Origin of the sequence: Burkholderia sp. LK4 (assembly GCF_001043615.1) — a bacterium.
GTDB lineage: Bacteria > Pseudomonadota > Gammaproteobacteria > Burkholderiales > Burkholderiaceae > Burkholderia > Burkholderia cepacia.
Map to the genome: position 1 here is coordinate 123,066 of NZ_LDUL01000041.1, position 15,640 is coordinate 138,705.

Annotated in this window: 14 protein-coding genes; all 14 read right to left on the bottom strand. The window is 69.5% G+C overall.

The window, feature by feature from the left end:
* Positions 1–104: 104 nt before the first annotated feature.
* Positions 105–308 (bottom strand): cold-shock protein, encoded by a 204-nt coding sequence (locus VK92_RS21405; protein WP_006483056.1) that lies wholly within the window; start codon positions 306–308, stop codon positions 105–107.
* 290 nt (positions 309–598) lie between these two features.
* The gene (locus VK92_RS21410) at positions 599–1,678 is read right to left on the bottom strand and encodes a Rieske 2Fe-2S domain-containing protein (protein ID WP_048025103.1); all 1,080 of its coding nucleotides are present in this window, start codon (positions 1,676–1,678) and stop codon (positions 599–601) included.
* 68 nt (positions 1,679–1,746) lie between these two features.
* A complete protein-coding gene (locus tag VK92_RS21415; RefSeq protein WP_048025101.1) occupies positions 1,747–4,212 on the bottom strand; it encodes an efflux RND transporter permease subunit in 2,466 nt (821 codons plus the stop codon).
* 64 nt (positions 4,213–4,276) lie between these two features.
* Entirely contained in the window at positions 4,277–5,254 is a 978-nt protein-coding gene (locus tag VK92_RS21420; RefSeq protein WP_048025099.1) for a WD40/YVTN/BNR-like repeat-containing protein, read from the bottom strand.
* A 190-nt stretch (positions 5,255–5,444) separates the two neighbouring features.
* Positions 5,445–6,650 (bottom strand): acetyl-CoA C-acyltransferase, encoded by a 1,206-nt coding sequence (locus tag VK92_RS21425; RefSeq protein ID WP_048025097.1) that lies wholly within the window; start codon positions 6,648–6,650, stop codon positions 5,445–5,447.
* Positions 6,651–6,667: 17 nt separating this feature from the next.
* Complete coding sequence (locus VK92_RS21430; protein WP_048025198.1) at positions 6,668–7,153, bottom strand: MaoC family dehydratase; 486 nt, start codon at positions 7,151–7,153, stop codon at positions 6,668–6,670.
* Positions 7,153–7,953 carry an SDR family oxidoreductase gene (locus VK92_RS21435; RefSeq protein ID WP_048025095.1) on the bottom strand — a complete coding sequence of 267 codons (801 nt, stop codon included), beginning with the start codon at positions 7,951–7,953 and terminating at the stop codon, positions 7,153–7,155. Before VK92_RS21435 ends, VK92_RS21430 begins: the two co-directional genes overlap by 1 nt.
* The gene (locus VK92_RS21440; protein ID WP_048025093.1) at positions 7,950–9,152 is read right to left on the bottom strand and encodes an acyl-CoA dehydrogenase family protein; all 1,203 of its coding nucleotides are present in this window, start codon (positions 9,150–9,152) and stop codon (positions 7,950–7,952) included. Before VK92_RS21440 ends, VK92_RS21435 begins: the two co-directional genes overlap by 4 nt.
* Positions 9,149–10,480 (bottom strand): acyl-CoA dehydrogenase family protein, encoded by a 1,332-nt coding sequence (locus VK92_RS21445; RefSeq protein ID WP_048025092.1) that lies wholly within the window; start codon positions 10,478–10,480, stop codon positions 9,149–9,151. The genes VK92_RS21440 and VK92_RS21445 overlap by 4 nt, the downstream gene beginning before the upstream one ends.
* Positions 10,481–10,482: 2 nt before the next feature.
* Positions 10,483–11,361 carry an SDR family oxidoreductase gene (locus VK92_RS21450; RefSeq protein WP_048025090.1) on the bottom strand — a complete coding sequence of 293 codons (879 nt, stop codon included), beginning with the start codon at positions 11,359–11,361 and terminating at the stop codon, positions 10,483–10,485.
* 41 nt (positions 11,362–11,402) lie between these two features.
* Complete coding sequence (locus tag VK92_RS21455) at positions 11,403–12,554, bottom strand: acetyl-CoA C-acetyltransferase (RefSeq protein WP_048025089.1); 1,152 nt, start codon at positions 12,552–12,554, stop codon at positions 11,403–11,405.
* Entirely contained in the window at positions 12,554–13,621 is a 1,068-nt protein-coding gene (locus VK92_RS21460) for an acyl-CoA dehydrogenase family protein (RefSeq protein ID WP_048025088.1), read from the bottom strand. Before VK92_RS21460 ends, VK92_RS21455 begins: the two co-directional genes overlap by 1 nt.
* A 35-nt stretch (positions 13,622–13,656) precedes the next feature.
* A complete protein-coding gene (locus VK92_RS21465) occupies positions 13,657–14,826 on the bottom strand; it encodes an acyl-CoA dehydrogenase family protein (RefSeq protein ID WP_021159434.1) in 1,170 nt (389 codons plus the stop codon).
* Positions 14,823–15,638, bottom strand: a complete 816-nt coding sequence (locus VK92_RS21470; RefSeq protein ID WP_021159433.1) for an enoyl-CoA hydratase family protein — start codon at positions 15,636–15,638, stop codon at positions 14,823–14,825. Before VK92_RS21470 ends, VK92_RS21465 begins: the two co-directional genes overlap by 4 nt.
* Between the last annotated feature and the right edge of the window lie 2 nt (positions 15,639–15,640).

The following is a 15,640-nucleotide window of genomic DNA, read 5'->3' on the forward strand; positions in this document are numbered from 1 at the left end:
ATCGGTCGTGCGCATCGGAAACGCGCCGGCTGCCGCCGAAGCGGCGCCGTGCGCGCCAATCCGTCCGGCGACGGCCACCGTTTGGCGGCCGCTGCCGATGCGGCTTACTGCGGCGTGATGTTCGACGCTTGCAGACCCTTCGGGCCGCGCTTCACTTCGAAGCTGACCTTCTGGCCTTCGGCCAGGGTCTTGAAGCCCGTGCCGCGAATTTCAGAGAAATGGGCGAACAGATCGTCGCCGCCGTTGTCCGGGGAGATGAAACCAAAGCCCTTGGTTTCGTTGAACCACTTGACGGTACCGGTATCCACAAATACTTCCTTAATACGAATAATTGAACATGCGCCCGCAACGGGCACAGAAAGACTCAAAAGAGGGAGAGACCAACGACCGCCGCACGGAGTGCGGCCAATGATGAGCAATCGAACTTCTTGAACACTTCGGCCATGGACACTACGCGGTAGCGGCCGTTTCGTCAAGTCATTTTGATGCGGCGCACAAGCACACCCGCCGCGTGCGCCTTGCGCGGCGGGTGTTGCCGGCCGACGGGACGCATTTCGATGCGCCCCCGCTTTCCGGCCGGCGGACGGGCCGCCGGTTCTTACCGCGGCTCGAACACGTGATGCAGCGCCGGCGGTGTATCACCTTCGCGAATCCGCATCTCGAACGCCTTGCGCGCGACGCTCGTCGGCCGCACGTCCGCCACGTCCAGGTAGAACTGCGAATACCAGTCGCGCATCTGGTACAGCGGCCCGTCGCCCTCGCACAGCAGCGGGTTGTCGATCCGCGTCTTGCTGTGCCAGATGTCGACGTCCTCGTAGAACGCGCGCTGCGCTTCCTTCACGTACGCGTTCGCGATCTCCGTGTTCTGCTCGTCGGACAGCCCGGCCACCTTCTTCACGATCACGCCGTAGCGCAGCTCGAAGCTGTTCATGTCGATCGGCACGTGGCAGTTCAGCAGCACCGAGTGGATCGGCTGCCCGCCGCTCTGCCCCGTCATCTGCGTGATGTGCACGGCCGGCCCGAAATACGTCGACAGCGCGGTCAGGGCGTCGCCGCCGAGCTTCTCGCTGCGGCCGACCATCAGCTGCGTCGCCTTGTGGCCCTCGAACAGGTTCGCGAAATAGTCGATCGGCGCGCGGTGCACGGTCGCGAAGTGCGCGACGTCCGAGATGTTGTCGACCAGCTCGCGACAGTTGGCCTGGATCACCATCTTGTCGACGACCCAGCCCGACCATTCGTCGGAGAAGCACACGTCGAGGCGCGGAATCGCGACTTCGGGCGGCGGTGCGTTGCCTTCCGGGTCGTTCCAGACGAACAGCAGGTTGTTTTCCTCGCAGGTCGGCCATGCGCCGATGCGCGCCTTCGGCGGGATCCGCTTGCAGTATGGAATCGATGCGCACTGGCCTTCGCCGCTCCACGCCCAGCCGTGGAACGGGCACACGAGGTTGTCGCCCTGCACCGTGCCGAGGCTCAGGTCGGCGCCCATGTGCGGGCAGTACGCGTCGACGACGTTGACCTTGCCGGTCGAATCGGCGAACACGGCGAGCTTGCGGCCGAAGGCGTTCAGCGTGTGCGGCTTGCCGTCCTTGTAGTCGCGGGCGAGCCCGAGGCAGTGCCAGCCGCGCGCATAGCGCTGCGCGAGCGGCTGGGCTTCGATCTTGTAAGGGCGTGCGGACATGTGGGTTGACTCCTCTTGTGGACAACGCGCGGCGGCCGGCCGCGCGCAGGGGGAAATGGGGGCGCCGGTCAGCGCATCGGGTTGCCGGGTTCGAGCGCGGGCGACGGTTTCAGCGTTGCCGGAGCCGCCGGCGACGGCTGCGCATGCGCCTGCTGCACGCGGCGCTCGGCACGCTCGACGCCGAGCCACGCGGCGAGCGCGGGCAACAGGAACACGGCACCGAACAGGTTCACGAGGAACATGAACGCGAGCAGCACGCCCATGTCGACCTGGAACTTCAGCGCGGAAAACGCCCACGTGCCGACGCCGATGAACATCGTGACGGCCGTGAACAGCGCGGCCGTGCCGCGCTGGCGCATCGCGTCGGCGAATGCGTCCGGCAGCGTCGCGCCGTGGCGGAGGTCGTGCTGCAGGCGTTCGTACAGGTAGATCCCGTAGTCGACGCCCACGCCCACGCCGAGCGTGATCACCGGCAGTGTCGCGACCTTCAGCCCGATGCCGAGAAGCGCCATCACCGCATTGCACAGGATCGACACAAGCGTGAGCGGCACGATGATGCACAGCACCGCGCGCCACGAGCGGAACGTGACCGCGCAGAGCAGCGCGATCGCGCCGAAGATCGACAGCAGCATCGCGATCTCCGCGTCGCCGACCGCCTCGTTGGTCGCCGCCATCACGCCGACGTTGCCGCCCGCGAGCCGGAACGCGACGTTCGGCGTCGGGTTCTCGGCCGCGAAACGCTTGATCTCGTCGACGATGTGCGCGATGGTCGTGCCTTCGTGGTTCTTCGTGTAGATCAGGACCTGGATCGCCTTGCAGTTCGCGGTGTTCATCCCGTTGTCGGGGTCGAACGCGTTGGAGCCTTGCGTGAGCCCGTCGCTCGAGCGCGGCAACGCGGCCCAGCGCGGGTTGCCTTCGTTGAACGCGGCGATGAACACCTTGCCCTGCGACGACACGCTCGTCACCGACTGCACGCCGGCCACGCCGCGCATGTTCATCTCGAACTGCTCGATCGCGCTCATCACCGGGTAATGCAGGCACGCGTCGTCGAAGCCGGTCGTCTCGACGATCACCGAGAGCACGTCCACGCCGATGTTGTACTGGTGCGTGATCGCCGCGTTGTCGATGTTGTAGCGCGAGTTCGCGCGCAGCTCCGGCGCGCCGGTGCCGATGTCGCCGATCTCCAGCTTGCGCGACTCGAGCGTGCCGTACGCGAGCAGCGCCAGCGCCACCGCGAACACGCCGAGCGCGGGCGCCGGCCGCGCGAATACCGCGAAGCGCGACCATCTTCCGCTCCCACCGGCCGCCGCCGTGCGCTGCGCGCGCGCCAAGGTGCCGCGTTCGAGGCGCGTGTACGACAGCAGGATCGGCAGGAACACCTTGTTCGTCACGATCATCAGCAGCACGCCGAGGCACGCGGTAATGCCGAGCTCGCGCACGATGTCGATCCTGATCCGCATGATCACCATGAAGCCAAGCGCGTTGGTCAGCAGCGCGACCGTGCCCGGCACGAACAGCTTGCGGAACGCGTCGCGCGCGGCGTCGGCCGGCGACGCGCCGCGCACCAGCGCCTGCTTCCACGCGTTGGTCATCTGCACCGCGTGCGACACGCCGATCGAGAAGATCAGGAACGGCACGAGGATCGACATCGGGTCGATGCCGAGCCCGAGCAGCGGCAGCGCGCCGAGCAGCCACACGACCGGCAGCAGCGCGACGACGAGCGCCAGCACGGTGGTCTTCAGCGAGCGCGTGTAGGCAAACAGCAGCGCCGCCGTCACGAGGAACGCGAGCGCGAAGAACGCCATCACGCCCGCGATGCCGTTCTCGACGTCGCCCACCAGCTTCGCGAAGCCGATGATGTTCACGTCGATGCCCTGCTTCGCATAACGCGCGCGGATTTCCTCGAGCTGGCGCGCGACCGCGCTGTAGTCGAGCCGCTTGCCGGTGGCCGGGTCGGTCTCGCGCAGTTCCGCGCGGATCAGCGCCGATTTCAGGTCGTTGCCGACGAGGCGGCCGATCTGCCCCGAACGCGCGACGTTGCGGCGCACCTTCGCGAGATCGTCCGGGTTCGCGCTCGAGAACTGGCCGGGCACGACCACGTCGCCGCGAAAGCCGGCCTCGGTCACTTCCGTGTAGTGGACGTTCGGCGTGAACAGCGAGAACACGCGCGAGCGGTTCACGCCGGGGATGAAGAAGACGTCGTCGGTCGCGTGGCGCAGCGCGTCCATGAACGTCTGGTTGTAGATGTCGCCGTCGCCCTTCCAGCGCAGGCTCACGAGGATCGTGTTCGCGCCGGGGAACGCACCCGCATAGCGCTCGAACACCTGCATGTACGGGTGCTGCATCGGGATCATCTTGTTGAAGCCCGGATCGAGCTTCAGGCGCGTGGCCGACAAGCCGAGCGCGAGCGTCACCGCGACGCACAGCAGCATCAGCAGCTTGCGCCGGCGGATGATCGTGTCGGCGCAGCGCTCGACGAACGCGGCGAGACGCGACGCGGAAACGGCTTCAGGAGGACGTGACAGGTCGTTCATGGAATTCTCGGGTCGGGACGGACGATGCGAAACGAACGGAAGCTGGCGGTGCGTGCGGCCGGCGTCAGGACGGCGACGGCGTCGACGCAGGCGCGCCGGCCAGCGGCGCGACGCCGGCCTCGCCGCCGAGCAGCAGCGCGCCGTGGCCCATGTCGAGCACGGCCGCGAGGCTCTGCACGCCGCCGAGCTTGCGCACGTCGAAGGTCAGCCCGCCGTCGCGCGACGCGACGATCGCGCCGCCCTGGCCCACCAGCACGAGTTCGCCGTCGGCGAGCTGGGTCGCGCCGAAATACGACACCGGCACGTGGCTGTCCACATGCGTCCAGGTCGCGCCGCGATCGGTGCTGCGCACCACGTTGCCGCGCATCCCGTATGCGACCCAGTCGCCGTTCGCGAGCATCAGCGCGCCGAACAGCGAACCGGCGTACGGCGACGGCAGCTTGTCCCACGTGGCGCCGTTGTCGGTCGAGCGCAGCAGCGTGCCGCTCTCGCCCGCGACCAGCAGGTTGCCGTGGCCGTCGCCGACGATCGCGTTGAGGTGACGGTCGCCGGCCGGCGTCTTCAGCGGCTGCCACGTGAGGCCCGCGTCGTCCGAGCGCAGCAGCTGGCCGAAGCTGCCGGCCGCGAACAGCGGGCCGCCCGCCGCGCCCCATACGGACAGCAGCGGATCGGAATGCTCGTGGTCGATGTGCACTTCACGCCAGTGCATGCCGGCGTCGTCGCTGCGGACGATCCGGCCGTCGTGGCCGACCGCGATCCCGAGCGTCGGCGTGATGAAACGCACCTGCGTGAGCGTCGATGCCTGGTCGGGCGTGACCGACGCCGGCCGCCAGCGGGCGCCCGAATCGTCGCTCAGCAGGATCACGCCGCGTTCGCCGACCGCGACGATGCGCGCGCCGGCCCGGGCGAGCCCGTTGATCTGCAGCCGGTCCGCGTGGATCGCGGTGACCGGGAACGCCGGCAGCGGGCGCGGCGAAAACGCGAACAGCGCGGCGCCGAGCACGAGCGCCGACATCGCGAGTCCGGGCAAGGTTCGTTTCATGGCTTGTCTCCTGTTTCTGCGTTCGACAGCCGTTGGCGCGTGCGCGCCGGCGACCGTCGCCTGCAAGTCTCCGGGCCGCCGGTCATGGCCGCGGCCTCGAATCGTCGTTCGTGAATGGTTCGCCGCGTGTGCGGCGCGGCCCATCCGCGTGCCGCTACGTACGCTACGTCCGAGACGTGCGCTACGTGCCCTATGCGCCGACCTCGAACAGCGCGGCGGCACCCATCCCGCCGCCGATGCACATCGTCACGACCGCGTGCCGTACGCCGCGCCGAGCGCCTTCGAGCAGTGCGTGCATCGTCATCCGCGTACCCGACATCCCGAACGGATGGCCGAGCGCGATCGCACCGCCGTCGACGTTCAGCCGGTCGTCGGGAATGCCGAGCGTGTCGCGGCAGTACAGCGCCTGGCACGCGAACGCCTCGTTCAGCTCCCACAGCCCGATGTCGCCGACGGTCATGCCGAAGCGCGCCAGCAGCTTCGGAATCGCGAACACCGGGCCGATGCCCATCTCGTCGGGTTCGCAGCCGGCCACCGCGAGGCCGCGGAACGCGCCGAGCGGCGTCAGCCCGCGGCGTAGCGCCTCGCTGCGCGACATCACGACCACGGCCGCCGCGCCGTCCGACAGCTGCGACGCATTGCCGGCCGTCACGAACTCGCCCTGCTCCACGACCTTGCCGCCGCTCCACGACGGCTTCAGCCCCGCGAGCCGCTCGGCTGTCGTATCGGCGCGCACGCCTTCGTCGCGCGCCGCACGCAGATCCTCGTGGCCGGCCGGGTTGCCTTCCTTGTCGAACAGCGCGCGCCGCACGTCGAGCGGCGCGATTTCCGCATCGAAGCGGCCGGCCGCCTGGGCGTCGGCCGTGCGCTGATGGCTCTGCAGCGCGAATTCGTCCTGCGCCGCACGCGAGATTCCGTAGCGGCGCGACACGATCTCAGCCGTCTCCATCATCGCCATGTAGGCGGCCGGCTGGTGGTCGAGCACGGCCTGCGAACGCGCGCGATACGCGTTCTTGTGCTTGTTCTGCGTGAGCGAGATCGACTCGACGCCGCCCGCGACGACGATCCGCGCATCGCCCGCGCCGATGCTGCGCGCGGCGCTCGCGATCGACATCAGGCCCGACGAGCACATGCGGTCGATCGCCATGCCGGGCACCGATGCCGGCAGCCCGGCCGCCGCCGCCGACAGGCGGCCGATGTTGTAGCCCTGCGTGCCCTGCTGCGCGGCGCAGCCGATCAGCACGTCGTCGACGTCGGCCGGCGCGACGCCCGCGCGCTCGAGCGCGGTGCGCACCACGTGGCCGCCCAGCGCGGGCGCCTCGGTGTCGTTGAACATGCCGCGAAACGCCTTGCCGATCGGCGTGCGTGCGACGGAAACGATGACTGCGTCTTCCATGGGCTGGCTCTCTGAATCTAGAAGTAGTAACGGCTGATCGTGTCGGCCACGCAGCCGGGTTTCGCTTCGCCTTCGATCTCGACGGTCACGCGAATCCATGCCTGCACGCCGCCGTCGAGCGGCTCGACGCGCAGCAGCTCGCCGACGCCGCGCACGCGCGCGCCGACCTTCACCGGCGCGGGGAAACGGATCCTGTCGCAGCCGTAGTTGACGCCGAGCCGCGCGCCGTCGATACGCACGGTCTGCGGCAGGAAATGATTGACGAGCGACAGCGTCAGGTAGCCGTGCGCGATGCACGCGCCGAACGGGCCGTCCTTCGCGCGCACCGGGTCGACGTGCACCCACTGGTGATCGCCGGTCGCGTCGGCGAAGCCGTCGATGCGGATCTGGTCGATCGCGAGCCACGCGCTCGCGCCGAGCGTGTCGCCGACGGCCGCCGCGAGTTCGCCGGGATGCGCGAACACGCGGGGCGTCGCGCGCACGGGGTCGAGGGTCGTGCTCATCATGCGTGCTGGCTGCTGACCGACAGCACTTCGCCCGTCATGTACGACGCGTAATCGCTTGCAAGGAACACCATCACGTTCGCGACCTCCCAGACTTCGGCGGCGCGCCCGAAGGCTTCGCGCGACGCCAGTTGATTCAGCAGGTCGGCCGGGGCCGACTTCTTCAGAAAATCGTGCATCGCGATGCTCGGCGCGACCGCGTTGATGCGCACGCCATAGGGCGACGCCTCGAGCGCCGCGCAGCGCGTGAGCGCCATCACGCCCGCCTTCGCCGCCGCGTAGTGCGCCTGTTCCGCCTGCGCGCGCCAGCCGAGCACCGATGCGTTGTTGACGATCGCGCCGCGGCCGCGGGCCTGCATGTGCGGCAGCATCGCGCGCGTCATCCGGAACGTCCCGGTGAGGCTAATGTCGATCACCCGCGACCATTCGGCATCGTCCATATCGACGATGCGGGTCGAACCGCCGAGCCCCGCGTTGTTGATCAGCACGTCGACGCCGTCGAGCTTGTCCTGCGCGTCGGCAACGAGTGCCTGCACGTCGGCTTCGACCGCGACGTTGCACAGGCGGCCATAGACCTGTTGCAGCCCCGTTTCGGCGCGCAGTGTCTGAACCGCCTGTTCGAGGCGCTTTTCGTGGATGTCGGAGATGAACAGCGCGCGGCAGCCTTCCTCCGCGCAGCGGCGCGCGGCCGCGAAGCCGATGCCGGCGCCGGCGGCGGCCGTGATCAGCACCGATTTGCCGGCGAGCAGCTGGTGGCCCGGCACGTAGGCCGGCGCTTTCTGGATCTGGGGTTCGGTCATGCTGTGCCTCGTGGTTCCCTGGGCATGCCGAGCCCGCGCTCGGCCATGATGTTGAGCTGGATTTCGTTGGTACCCGCGTAGATCGTGTCCGCACGGGAGAACAGGAATACGCGCTGCAGATGGGTGAGCTTTTCGTCGGCCGGATCGATCACGTTCGCGCGAGGCCCGAGCGCATCCATCGCAAGCTGGCCGAGGTCGCGGTGCCAGTTCGACCAGAAATACTTGTAGATCAGTGCCTCGCGGCGCAGCGGCGCGGTGCCACCGCCATCGGCGTCGGCGGCGCCGGACAGCATGCGCAGCACGTTGTAGCGCATCACGCGCAGCCCGGCCCACGCGCGGCCGATCCGCTGCCGCAGCACGGGATCACTGTCCGCGCCCGATTCGCGCGCGGCGTCGATCACCCATTCGAGTTCGCGGACGAACTGCATCTGCTGGCCGAGCGTCGACATCCCGCGTTCGAAGCCGAGCAGCGTCATTGCGATCCGCCAGCCGTCGCCGGGCGCGCCGACGAGGTCGCGTGCTTCCGCGCGCGCGCCGTCGAAGAACACCTCGTTGAATTCCGCGCCGCCGTTGAGCTGCCTGATCGGCCGGATCTCGATGCCCGGCTGGTCGAGCGGCATCAGCAGGAACGACAGCCCCTTGTTGCCCTTCGACGCGGGGTCGGTGCGCGCGAGCACGAAGATCCAGTCGGAATCGTGTGCGAGCGACGTCCATACCTTCTGGCCGTGGACGCGCCACGTACCGTCCGCATCCTGTTCGGCACGCGTGCGCACGTTGGCCAGGTCGGAACCCGCGCCCGGCTCCGAATAGCCCTGGCACCAGAACTGCGTGCCGGCGAGAATGCCGGGCAGGAAGCGCGCGCGCTGGTCGTCGGTGCCGCAGGCGACGAGCGTCGGCCCGAGCAGCCCTTCGCCGATGTGGCCCATCCTTCCCGGGCCTCCGGCGCGCGCGTATTCCTCGTGGAAGATCACCTGTTCGGCCACCGAGAAGCCACGCCCGCCGGCGGCGGTCGGCCAGCCGAGGCCGGTCCAGCCGCCCTGCGCGAGTTCCCGCTCCCATGCCTTGCGCAGATCGGGAAACGCTTCCTCGTCGCCGGGGCCGCCGCGGTATTTCAGGCACGCGAATTCGCCGGTCAGGTGCGATTTCACCCAGTCGGCCACTTCGTGCCGCAATTGCTGTTCGCGCGTTTCGCTGTTCATTGAAGGGCTCCTGCGCGTGCGGCGGACGGGCGGGATGCGGCTGCAGCCGGTGGCTCGAATGTTTCGCCACGCTGCGATGCCCCGCCTTCGATCGCATGGCATGCGATCCATTCGAGCACTTGCGGCGTGCTGCCGAACTGCGCGCCCGACGCCTGCGCGCGCTTGAAGTAGAGATGCGGGTCGTATTCCCACGTAAAGCCGACGCCGCCGTGCAACTGGATCGCTTCCTGGGCGCAGAACGCGTACGCGTCGTTCGCGGCGGATTTCGCCGCGGCGATGTCGGCACGCAATGCGTTGCCCGGCACCACGCTGCCGGCTTCCGCGTCCCATGCATGCGCGGCGCCGAGCACGGCCGAGCGCGCCGATTCGATCAGCACCATCATCTGCGCGCAACGGTGCTTGACGGCCTGGAACGACGCGATCGCGCGGCCGAACTGCACGCGCTGGCTCGTGTAGTCGAGCGTCAGGTCGAGGCATTGCTGTGCGCCGCCGAGTTGTTCGGCGGCCAGCGCGAGCGCCGCGAACCATGCGGCGCGTTCGAGCATCTGCGCCGCGTCGCGGCCCGCAATCAGCGCGTCGCGGCTCACGCGCACGTCGTCGAGCGCAATCCGTGCGAGCGGCCTCGTCGCGTCGAGCGTGTCGAGCGGCGTCACCGCAACGCCGGCTGCGCCGGTGGTCATGTCGATCGCGAACAGGCCGACCGACTGCCCTTCGTTCGCGATCCGCGCCGGAACCAGCAGCAGGTCGGCGCGCGCACCGTCGAGCACTTGTGCTGCGACGCCGGACAATGCGAAGCCGGCCGCGGTTTCTTCCGCGATGAACGGAAGCGGTCGCGCACTGGCCGGTTCGTCGAACGAGTCGCCGAAAGATGCGCCGAACGCATTGGCACCCGGCCGGCCATATGGCCGGCCGACCCGCGCGCCACCCGGCTCGCCGAATAGCCAGTCGAACGGCAGCGCCAGCGTCGCGCTGCACGCGCCTTCGGCGATCTTCGCGAGCCAGCCGGTCGCCAGCGACGTGTCGCAGCCGCTCAGCGCGGTCGCCGCGAGGCACGCGGTCGAAAAATACGGCACGCACGCGATGCGCCGGCCCAGCTGTTCCATCAGCACCGCCTGCTCGACCGCGCCGAGCCCGAGCCCGCCCGCGGCCTCCGGCAGCGCGAGCGCGTTCCAGCCGAGTTCGCCCGCCAATGCAGCCCACAGCGCATCGTCGCGGCCGGCCGATTGCTCGAGTGCGCGGCGCACGTCGGCGGACGCGCTGCGTTCGGCGAGCACGTCGGCGGCCGCGTCGCGGATCATCGCCTGTTCGTCGGTGAGCGCCAGATCCATGCTCAGCTCCCGTACACGCGCTGCGCGGGCCGCGCGTCGGCGAGCAGCCGCGCGACCGCCGGACCGACCTCGGCCGCCGCCCAGCGCGCGCCGCGGTCGACGCTCGGGCCCGTGCGCCAGCCTTCCGCGACCGCGATCATCCCGCCCGCGACCTCGAACACCTGGCCCGTCACGTCGGCCGACAGCGCGCTGCCGAGCCACACGACGAGCGGCGCGACGTTGGCCGGGTCGAAATAGTCGAAGCCGCCGTCCTCGGGCTTCTTCATCATGTCGGCGAACACGCCTTCGGTCATCGACGTGCGCGCGGCCGGCGCGAGCGCGTTCACGCGCACGCCGTAGCGCTGCAACTCGGCCGCCTGCATCAGCGTGAGCGCGGCAATGCCGGCCTTCGCCGCGCCGTAGTTCGACTGGCCGATCGAGCCTTGCAGGCCGGCGCCGGAACTCGTGTTGACGATCCGCGCGTCGACCGCGTGGCCGGCCTTCGCGGCATCGCGCCACACACGTGCCAGCACGCTCGACAGGCAGAAGTGGCCACGTAGATGCACGCGCATCACGTCGTCCCAGTCGGTTTCGGTCATGCTCGTGAACATCTTGTCGCGGCAGATGCCCGCGTTGTTGACGAGCACGTGCACATCGCCGAACGCTTCGCGGGCCGCGTCGACGATCCGCTGCGCCGTTTCGACGCGCGTGATGTCGTCCGCATTCGCAAGTGCGTTGCCGCCGCGTCGTGCGATCTCGTCGCAGACGGCCTGCGCGGCCTCGCGCCGGATGTCGTTGACGACGACCGCCGCGCCTTCGGCCGCGAACGCGAGCGCATATTCGCGCCCGAGCCCGCCGCCCGCGCCGGTGATGATGACGGTGCGTCCGTTACAGATTCCCATGCTGGTGCCTCTTGGATCGTGAGATCGTGAAAGTGACGCGCTCACAGGCGCTCGATGATCGTGACGTTCGCGAGGCCGCCGCCTTCGCACATCGTCTGCAATCCGTAACGGCCGCCGGTGCGTTCCAGTTCGTGCAGCAGCGTCGTCATCAGCCGCGCGCCGGTCGCGCCGAGCGGATGGCCGAGCGCGATGCCGCCGCCGTTCGGGTTGGTCTTTTCATGCGGGAAACGCGTATCGGCCAGCCACGCCTGCGCGACCGACGCGAACGCCTCGTTCATCTCGACGACGTCGATCTGCGACCAGTCGAGCCCGCTCTTCTTCAACGCGGCCTTCGTCGCCGGGATCGGCGCGGTGAGCATCCACAGCGGATCGTCGCCCAGCACGCTCAGGTGATGGATGCGCGCGCGCGGCGTGAGGCCGTAGCGCTTCAACGCGTCCTCCGACACGATCAGCAACGCGGCGGCCGCGTCGCAGGTCTGGCTCGCGACGGCGGCCGTCAGCGAGCCGCCCGGCGTCAGCGGCTCGAGCGTCGCCATCTTTTCCAGCGACGTGTCGGGGCGCGGCGTCTCGTCGTGCAGCACGCCTTCGAGCGGCACGATTTCCCGCTTGAAATGCCCGGCCTCGATCGCGGCGACCGCGCGGCGGTGGCTTTCGAGCGCATAGCGCTCCATTGCGTCGCGCGACAGGTTCCAGTGATCGGCGATCCGCTGCGCGGCGACGAACTGCGACACCGGCGCATCACCGAAGCGCGCGCGCCAGCCGGTGCTGCCCGAGAACGGGTCGTCGAAGCCGAGCGGCGCCGCGCAGGTCATCGCGGACGAGATCGGGATCTGCGTCATCGTCTGCACGCCGCCCGCGACCACCACGTCCTGCATGCCGCTCATCACGGCCTGTGCGGCGAAATGCACGGCCTGCTGCGACGAGCCGCACTGGCGATCGACCGTCACGCCCGGCACCTGCAGCGGCAACCCGGCCGCGAGCCAGCAGGTGCGTGCGATGTTGCCCGCGAGCGGGCCGATCGTGTCGACGCAGCCGAACACCACGTCGTCGTATTCGTCGGCGGGAATCGCATTGCGCTCGACGAGCGTCTTCAGCACGAAGCCGCCGAGGTCGGCCGCATGCACGTGCGCGAGCCCGCCCTTGCGGCGGCCGGTCGGCGTGCGCAGCGCGTCGACGATATAGGCTTGTCTCATCAGTTGGATTCCTCGAGGTCGAAGGTCTGCGCGGGGCCGATCGGCAACGCGTCGCCGAGGATCGCGTCGGCCACGCGGGCCTTGTGGAACGCGTTGTCGCCCCAGCTGCCGGAGAGCGCCCAGATGCGCTTCATGAAGATCTGCAGGTCGAGCTCCCACGTGTAGCCGATCGCCCCGTGCACCTGCATCGAGTGACGCGCGGCGAGCTGCGCGGCCGACGTCGCCGCGAGCTTCGCGTGGGACACGAACACCGCGCGCTGCGGGTGATCGTCGGCGATCGCCTGCGCGGCGCGCGCGACCACCGGCCGCGCGAACTCGTAGCGAATCGCGACGTCGGCAAGCAGATGCTTGAGCGCCTGGTACGACCCGATCGCCTTGCCGAACTGCTTGCGCTGCGCGCTGTAGTCGATCGCGACGTCGAGCACGCGCTGCGTGAGGCCGAGCAGTTGCGCTGCGACCGCGAACGCGCCGTGGTCGAGCGCACGGTCCAGCAGCGGCGCGGCTTCGTCGGCGCCTGCGATGCGCGTGGCCGCCGACGGCTCCCAGTCGAGCGTGAACAGCCGCCGCGACGGGTCGACGCTGTCCACCGCGCGCCACGCGCACTGCGCGGGATCGACGCGGTGCAGCTCGCCACGGTGCTCGCACAGGAGCGTCTGCGCGACGTGCACGTCGGCCGCATACGGGTTCGCCGGATGCACGAGCGCGACGCGCGCGCGCCCTTCGGCGATGTCGCGCAGCAGCGCGTCGCGCCAGTCGCTCGCCGGCAGCCGCGCGAGCACGCCGGCCGAGACGAGCGCCGTGTCGAGCAGCGGCTCGGGGCTGCCGAAGTAACCGTAGGTCTGCGCGAGCAGCGCCCATTCCGCTTCGCTCAGGCCGAGGCCGCCGTGCGCCTCGGGCACCGACACGGCGGTCAGCCCCTGCGACGCGAACAGCGCCCACAGGTCGTCCGAACGCCCGGTCGGCGTGGCCCAGAGCTCGCGGATCAGCTCGGGCGTCATCTCGGTCATCAGCAGGCGCTTCACGCTGTCCGCGAGCGCTTCCTGGTCTTCATCGAATACGAAATCCATACGATGTCCGTTCTGTAAAGGTGGCGCCGGCGCGCTTACGCGCGCGGCATGCCGAGCATCCGTTCGGCGACGATGTTGCGCTGGATCTCGTTGGTGCCCGCGTAGATCGTGCCGGCCTGCGCGAACAGGAAACCGTCGAGCCAGTGGCCGAGCGTCGCGTGCTGTGCGGCCGTCTGCGGGACGACCTCGCCGTGCGCGCCGAGAATGTCGAGCGCGGTCTGGTGCATGCGCAGATCGAGTTCCGACCAGAACACCTTGTTGGTGCTCGATTCCGCGCCGATATGGCCGCCCTTCAGCAGCCGGCTCGCGGTCGCGTAGGTCGACAGCGCATACGCCTGCGCATCCATCCATGCCTGCACCACGCGCTCGCGCAGCGTCGGGTCGCGATCCGCGCTGTCGCGGTGGGCGAGATACAGGTCGCGCAGCGCCTGCGCGGTGCGCTGGAAGCGCGCGGGCGAACGCAGCATCAGCCCGCGCTCGAAGCCGGCCGTCGCCATCGCGACCTGCCAACCCGCGCCTTCGGCCGCGAGCCGGTTCTCGACCGGCACGCGCACGTCGTCGAAGAAGATTTCCGCGAAGCCCGTCTGCCCGTTCAGTTGGCGGATCGGCCGCACCGTGATGCCCGGCGCGGACAGCGGCACCATCAGGAACGTGAGCCCGTGGTGGCGTGACGATTCCGGGTCGCTGCGGAACAGCCCGAACAGCCAGTCGGCCCACACCGCGCGCGTCGACCAGATCTTCTGGCCGTTCAACACGTATTCGTCGCCGATCCGGGCGGCCGTCGTGCGGATCGCGGCCATGTCGGAACCTGCATTCGGCTCCGACCAGCCCTGCGCCCATACGTGCTCGCCGGCCGCCATCGCGGGCAGGAAACGCGCCTTCTGCTCCGCGGTGCCGAAATCCATCAGCGTCGGGCCGAGCAGGAAGATGCCGTTCTGGTTCACGCGCATCGGCGCGTCGGCACGCCAGTACTCTTCCTCGAAGATCAGCCACTCGATCAGGTCGCAGCCGCGTCCGCCCAGCTCGCGCGGCCACGTGACCATGCTCCAGCGGCCCGAGTGCAGCGTGCGCTCCCATTCGCGGTGCGCGGCGAAGCCTTCCTCGGTGTCGAAGCTCGGCAGCCGCTCGCGCGGCACGTGCGCGGCGAGCCATTCGCGGATCTCCGCGCGAAACGCCTGTTGCTGCGGCGTGTAGGTCAGGTTCATGCGCGTGCCTCCTCGGCGGCGGCCTGCGCATCGAAACGCGCGTCGCGCTTCTCGACGAACGCGGCGCGCGCTTCGGTCGAATCGTTCGTCATGTACGCCTGCAGCGTGAAGCCCTGCTCCCAGCGGTACTTGTCCTCGAGATCGCCGTCCTCGACGCCGTTCAGCGCCTCCTTCGCGAGCCGCACCATCGCCGGGCTCTTCTCCGCGATCTTGCGGGCGAGCGCGAGCGCCGCGTCGCGCAGCGTGTCGCGCGTCACGACCTGCTCGACCGCACCGAGCCGGTACGCTTCGGCCGCATCGATCATCTCGCCGGTGAAATACATCGCGCGTACCTTCTGCACGCCGAACAGCCGCTGCAGGTGCGCGCCGCCGCCCATCGCGCCACGGTCGATCTCGGGCACGCCGAAGCGCGCGCAGTCGGCCGCGACGACGATGTCCGCCGCGCCGCAGATGCCGATCCCGCCGCCGAGCACGAAACCGTGCACGGCCGCGATCACCGGCTTCGGGTTGCGGTGCACCGCGCGGAACGTCTCGTAATTGCCCGCGTTGACCGCCACGATCCGCTCCGGATGCGCGGCCAGCTCCTTGATGTCGACGCCCGCGCAGAAGCCGCGCCCCTCGCCGCGCACGACGATCACGCGGACCTCGTCGTCCTCGCCGAGCGCATCGAGCGCGCGGGAGAGCGCATGCCAGCCCTGCGCGTCGAGCGCGTTCACGGGCGGATGGGCGATCACCAGTTCGGCGATGCCGTCGGCGCGATCGATCCGGAACGGCATCGCGCCGGCCGGTTGGTTGGATCCTGTCATCTCCATTG

Excerpts from the sequence above, each read along its gene's own strand:
- VK92_RS21445 (WP_048025092.1), bottom strand. The coding sequence starts at position 10,480 with ATGGATCTGGCGCTCACCGACGAACAGGCGATGATCCGCGACGCGGCC.
- VK92_RS21450 (WP_048025090.1), bottom strand. The coding sequence starts at position 11,361 with ATGGGAATCTGTAACGGACGCACCGTCATCATCACCGGCGCGGGCGGC.
- VK92_RS21410 (WP_048025103.1), bottom strand. The coding sequence starts at position 1,678 with ATGTCCGCACGCCCTTACAAGATCGAAGCCCAGCCGCTCGCGCAGCGC.
- VK92_RS21420 (WP_048025099.1), bottom strand. The coding sequence starts at position 5,254 with ATGAAACGAACCTTGCCCGGACTCGCGATGTCGGCGCTCGTGCTCGGC.
- VK92_RS21470 (WP_021159433.1), bottom strand. The coding sequence starts at position 15,638 with ATGGAGATGACAGGATCCAACCAACCGGCCGGCGCGATGCCGTTCCGG.
- VK92_RS21465 (WP_021159434.1), bottom strand. The coding sequence starts at position 14,826 with ATGAACCTGACCTACACGCCGCAGCAACAGGCGTTTCGCGCGGAGATC.
- VK92_RS21425 (WP_048025097.1), bottom strand. The coding sequence starts at position 6,650 with ATGGAAGACGCAGTCATCGTTTCCGTCGCACGCACGCCGATCGGCAAG.
- VK92_RS21435 (WP_048025095.1), bottom strand. The coding sequence starts at position 7,953 with ATGACCGAACCCCAGATCCAGAAAGCGCCGGCCTACGTGCCGGGCCAC.
- VK92_RS21460 (WP_048025088.1), bottom strand. The coding sequence starts at position 13,621 with ATGGATTTCGTATTCGATGAAGACCAGGAAGCGCTCGCGGACAGCGTG.
- VK92_RS21440 (WP_048025093.1), bottom strand. The coding sequence starts at position 9,152 with ATGAACAGCGAAACGCGCGAACAGCAATTGCGGCACGAAGTGGCCGAC.
- VK92_RS21430 (WP_048025198.1), bottom strand. The coding sequence starts at position 7,153 with ATGAGCACGACCCTCGACCCCGTGCGCGCGACGCCCCGCGTGTTCGCG.
- VK92_RS21455 (WP_048025089.1), bottom strand. The coding sequence starts at position 12,554 with ATGAGACAAGCCTATATCGTCGACGCGCTGCGCACGCCGACCGGCCGC.
- VK92_RS21415 (WP_048025101.1), bottom strand. The coding sequence starts at position 4,212 with ATGAACGACCTGTCACGTCCTCCTGAAGCCGTTTCCGCGTCGCGTCTC.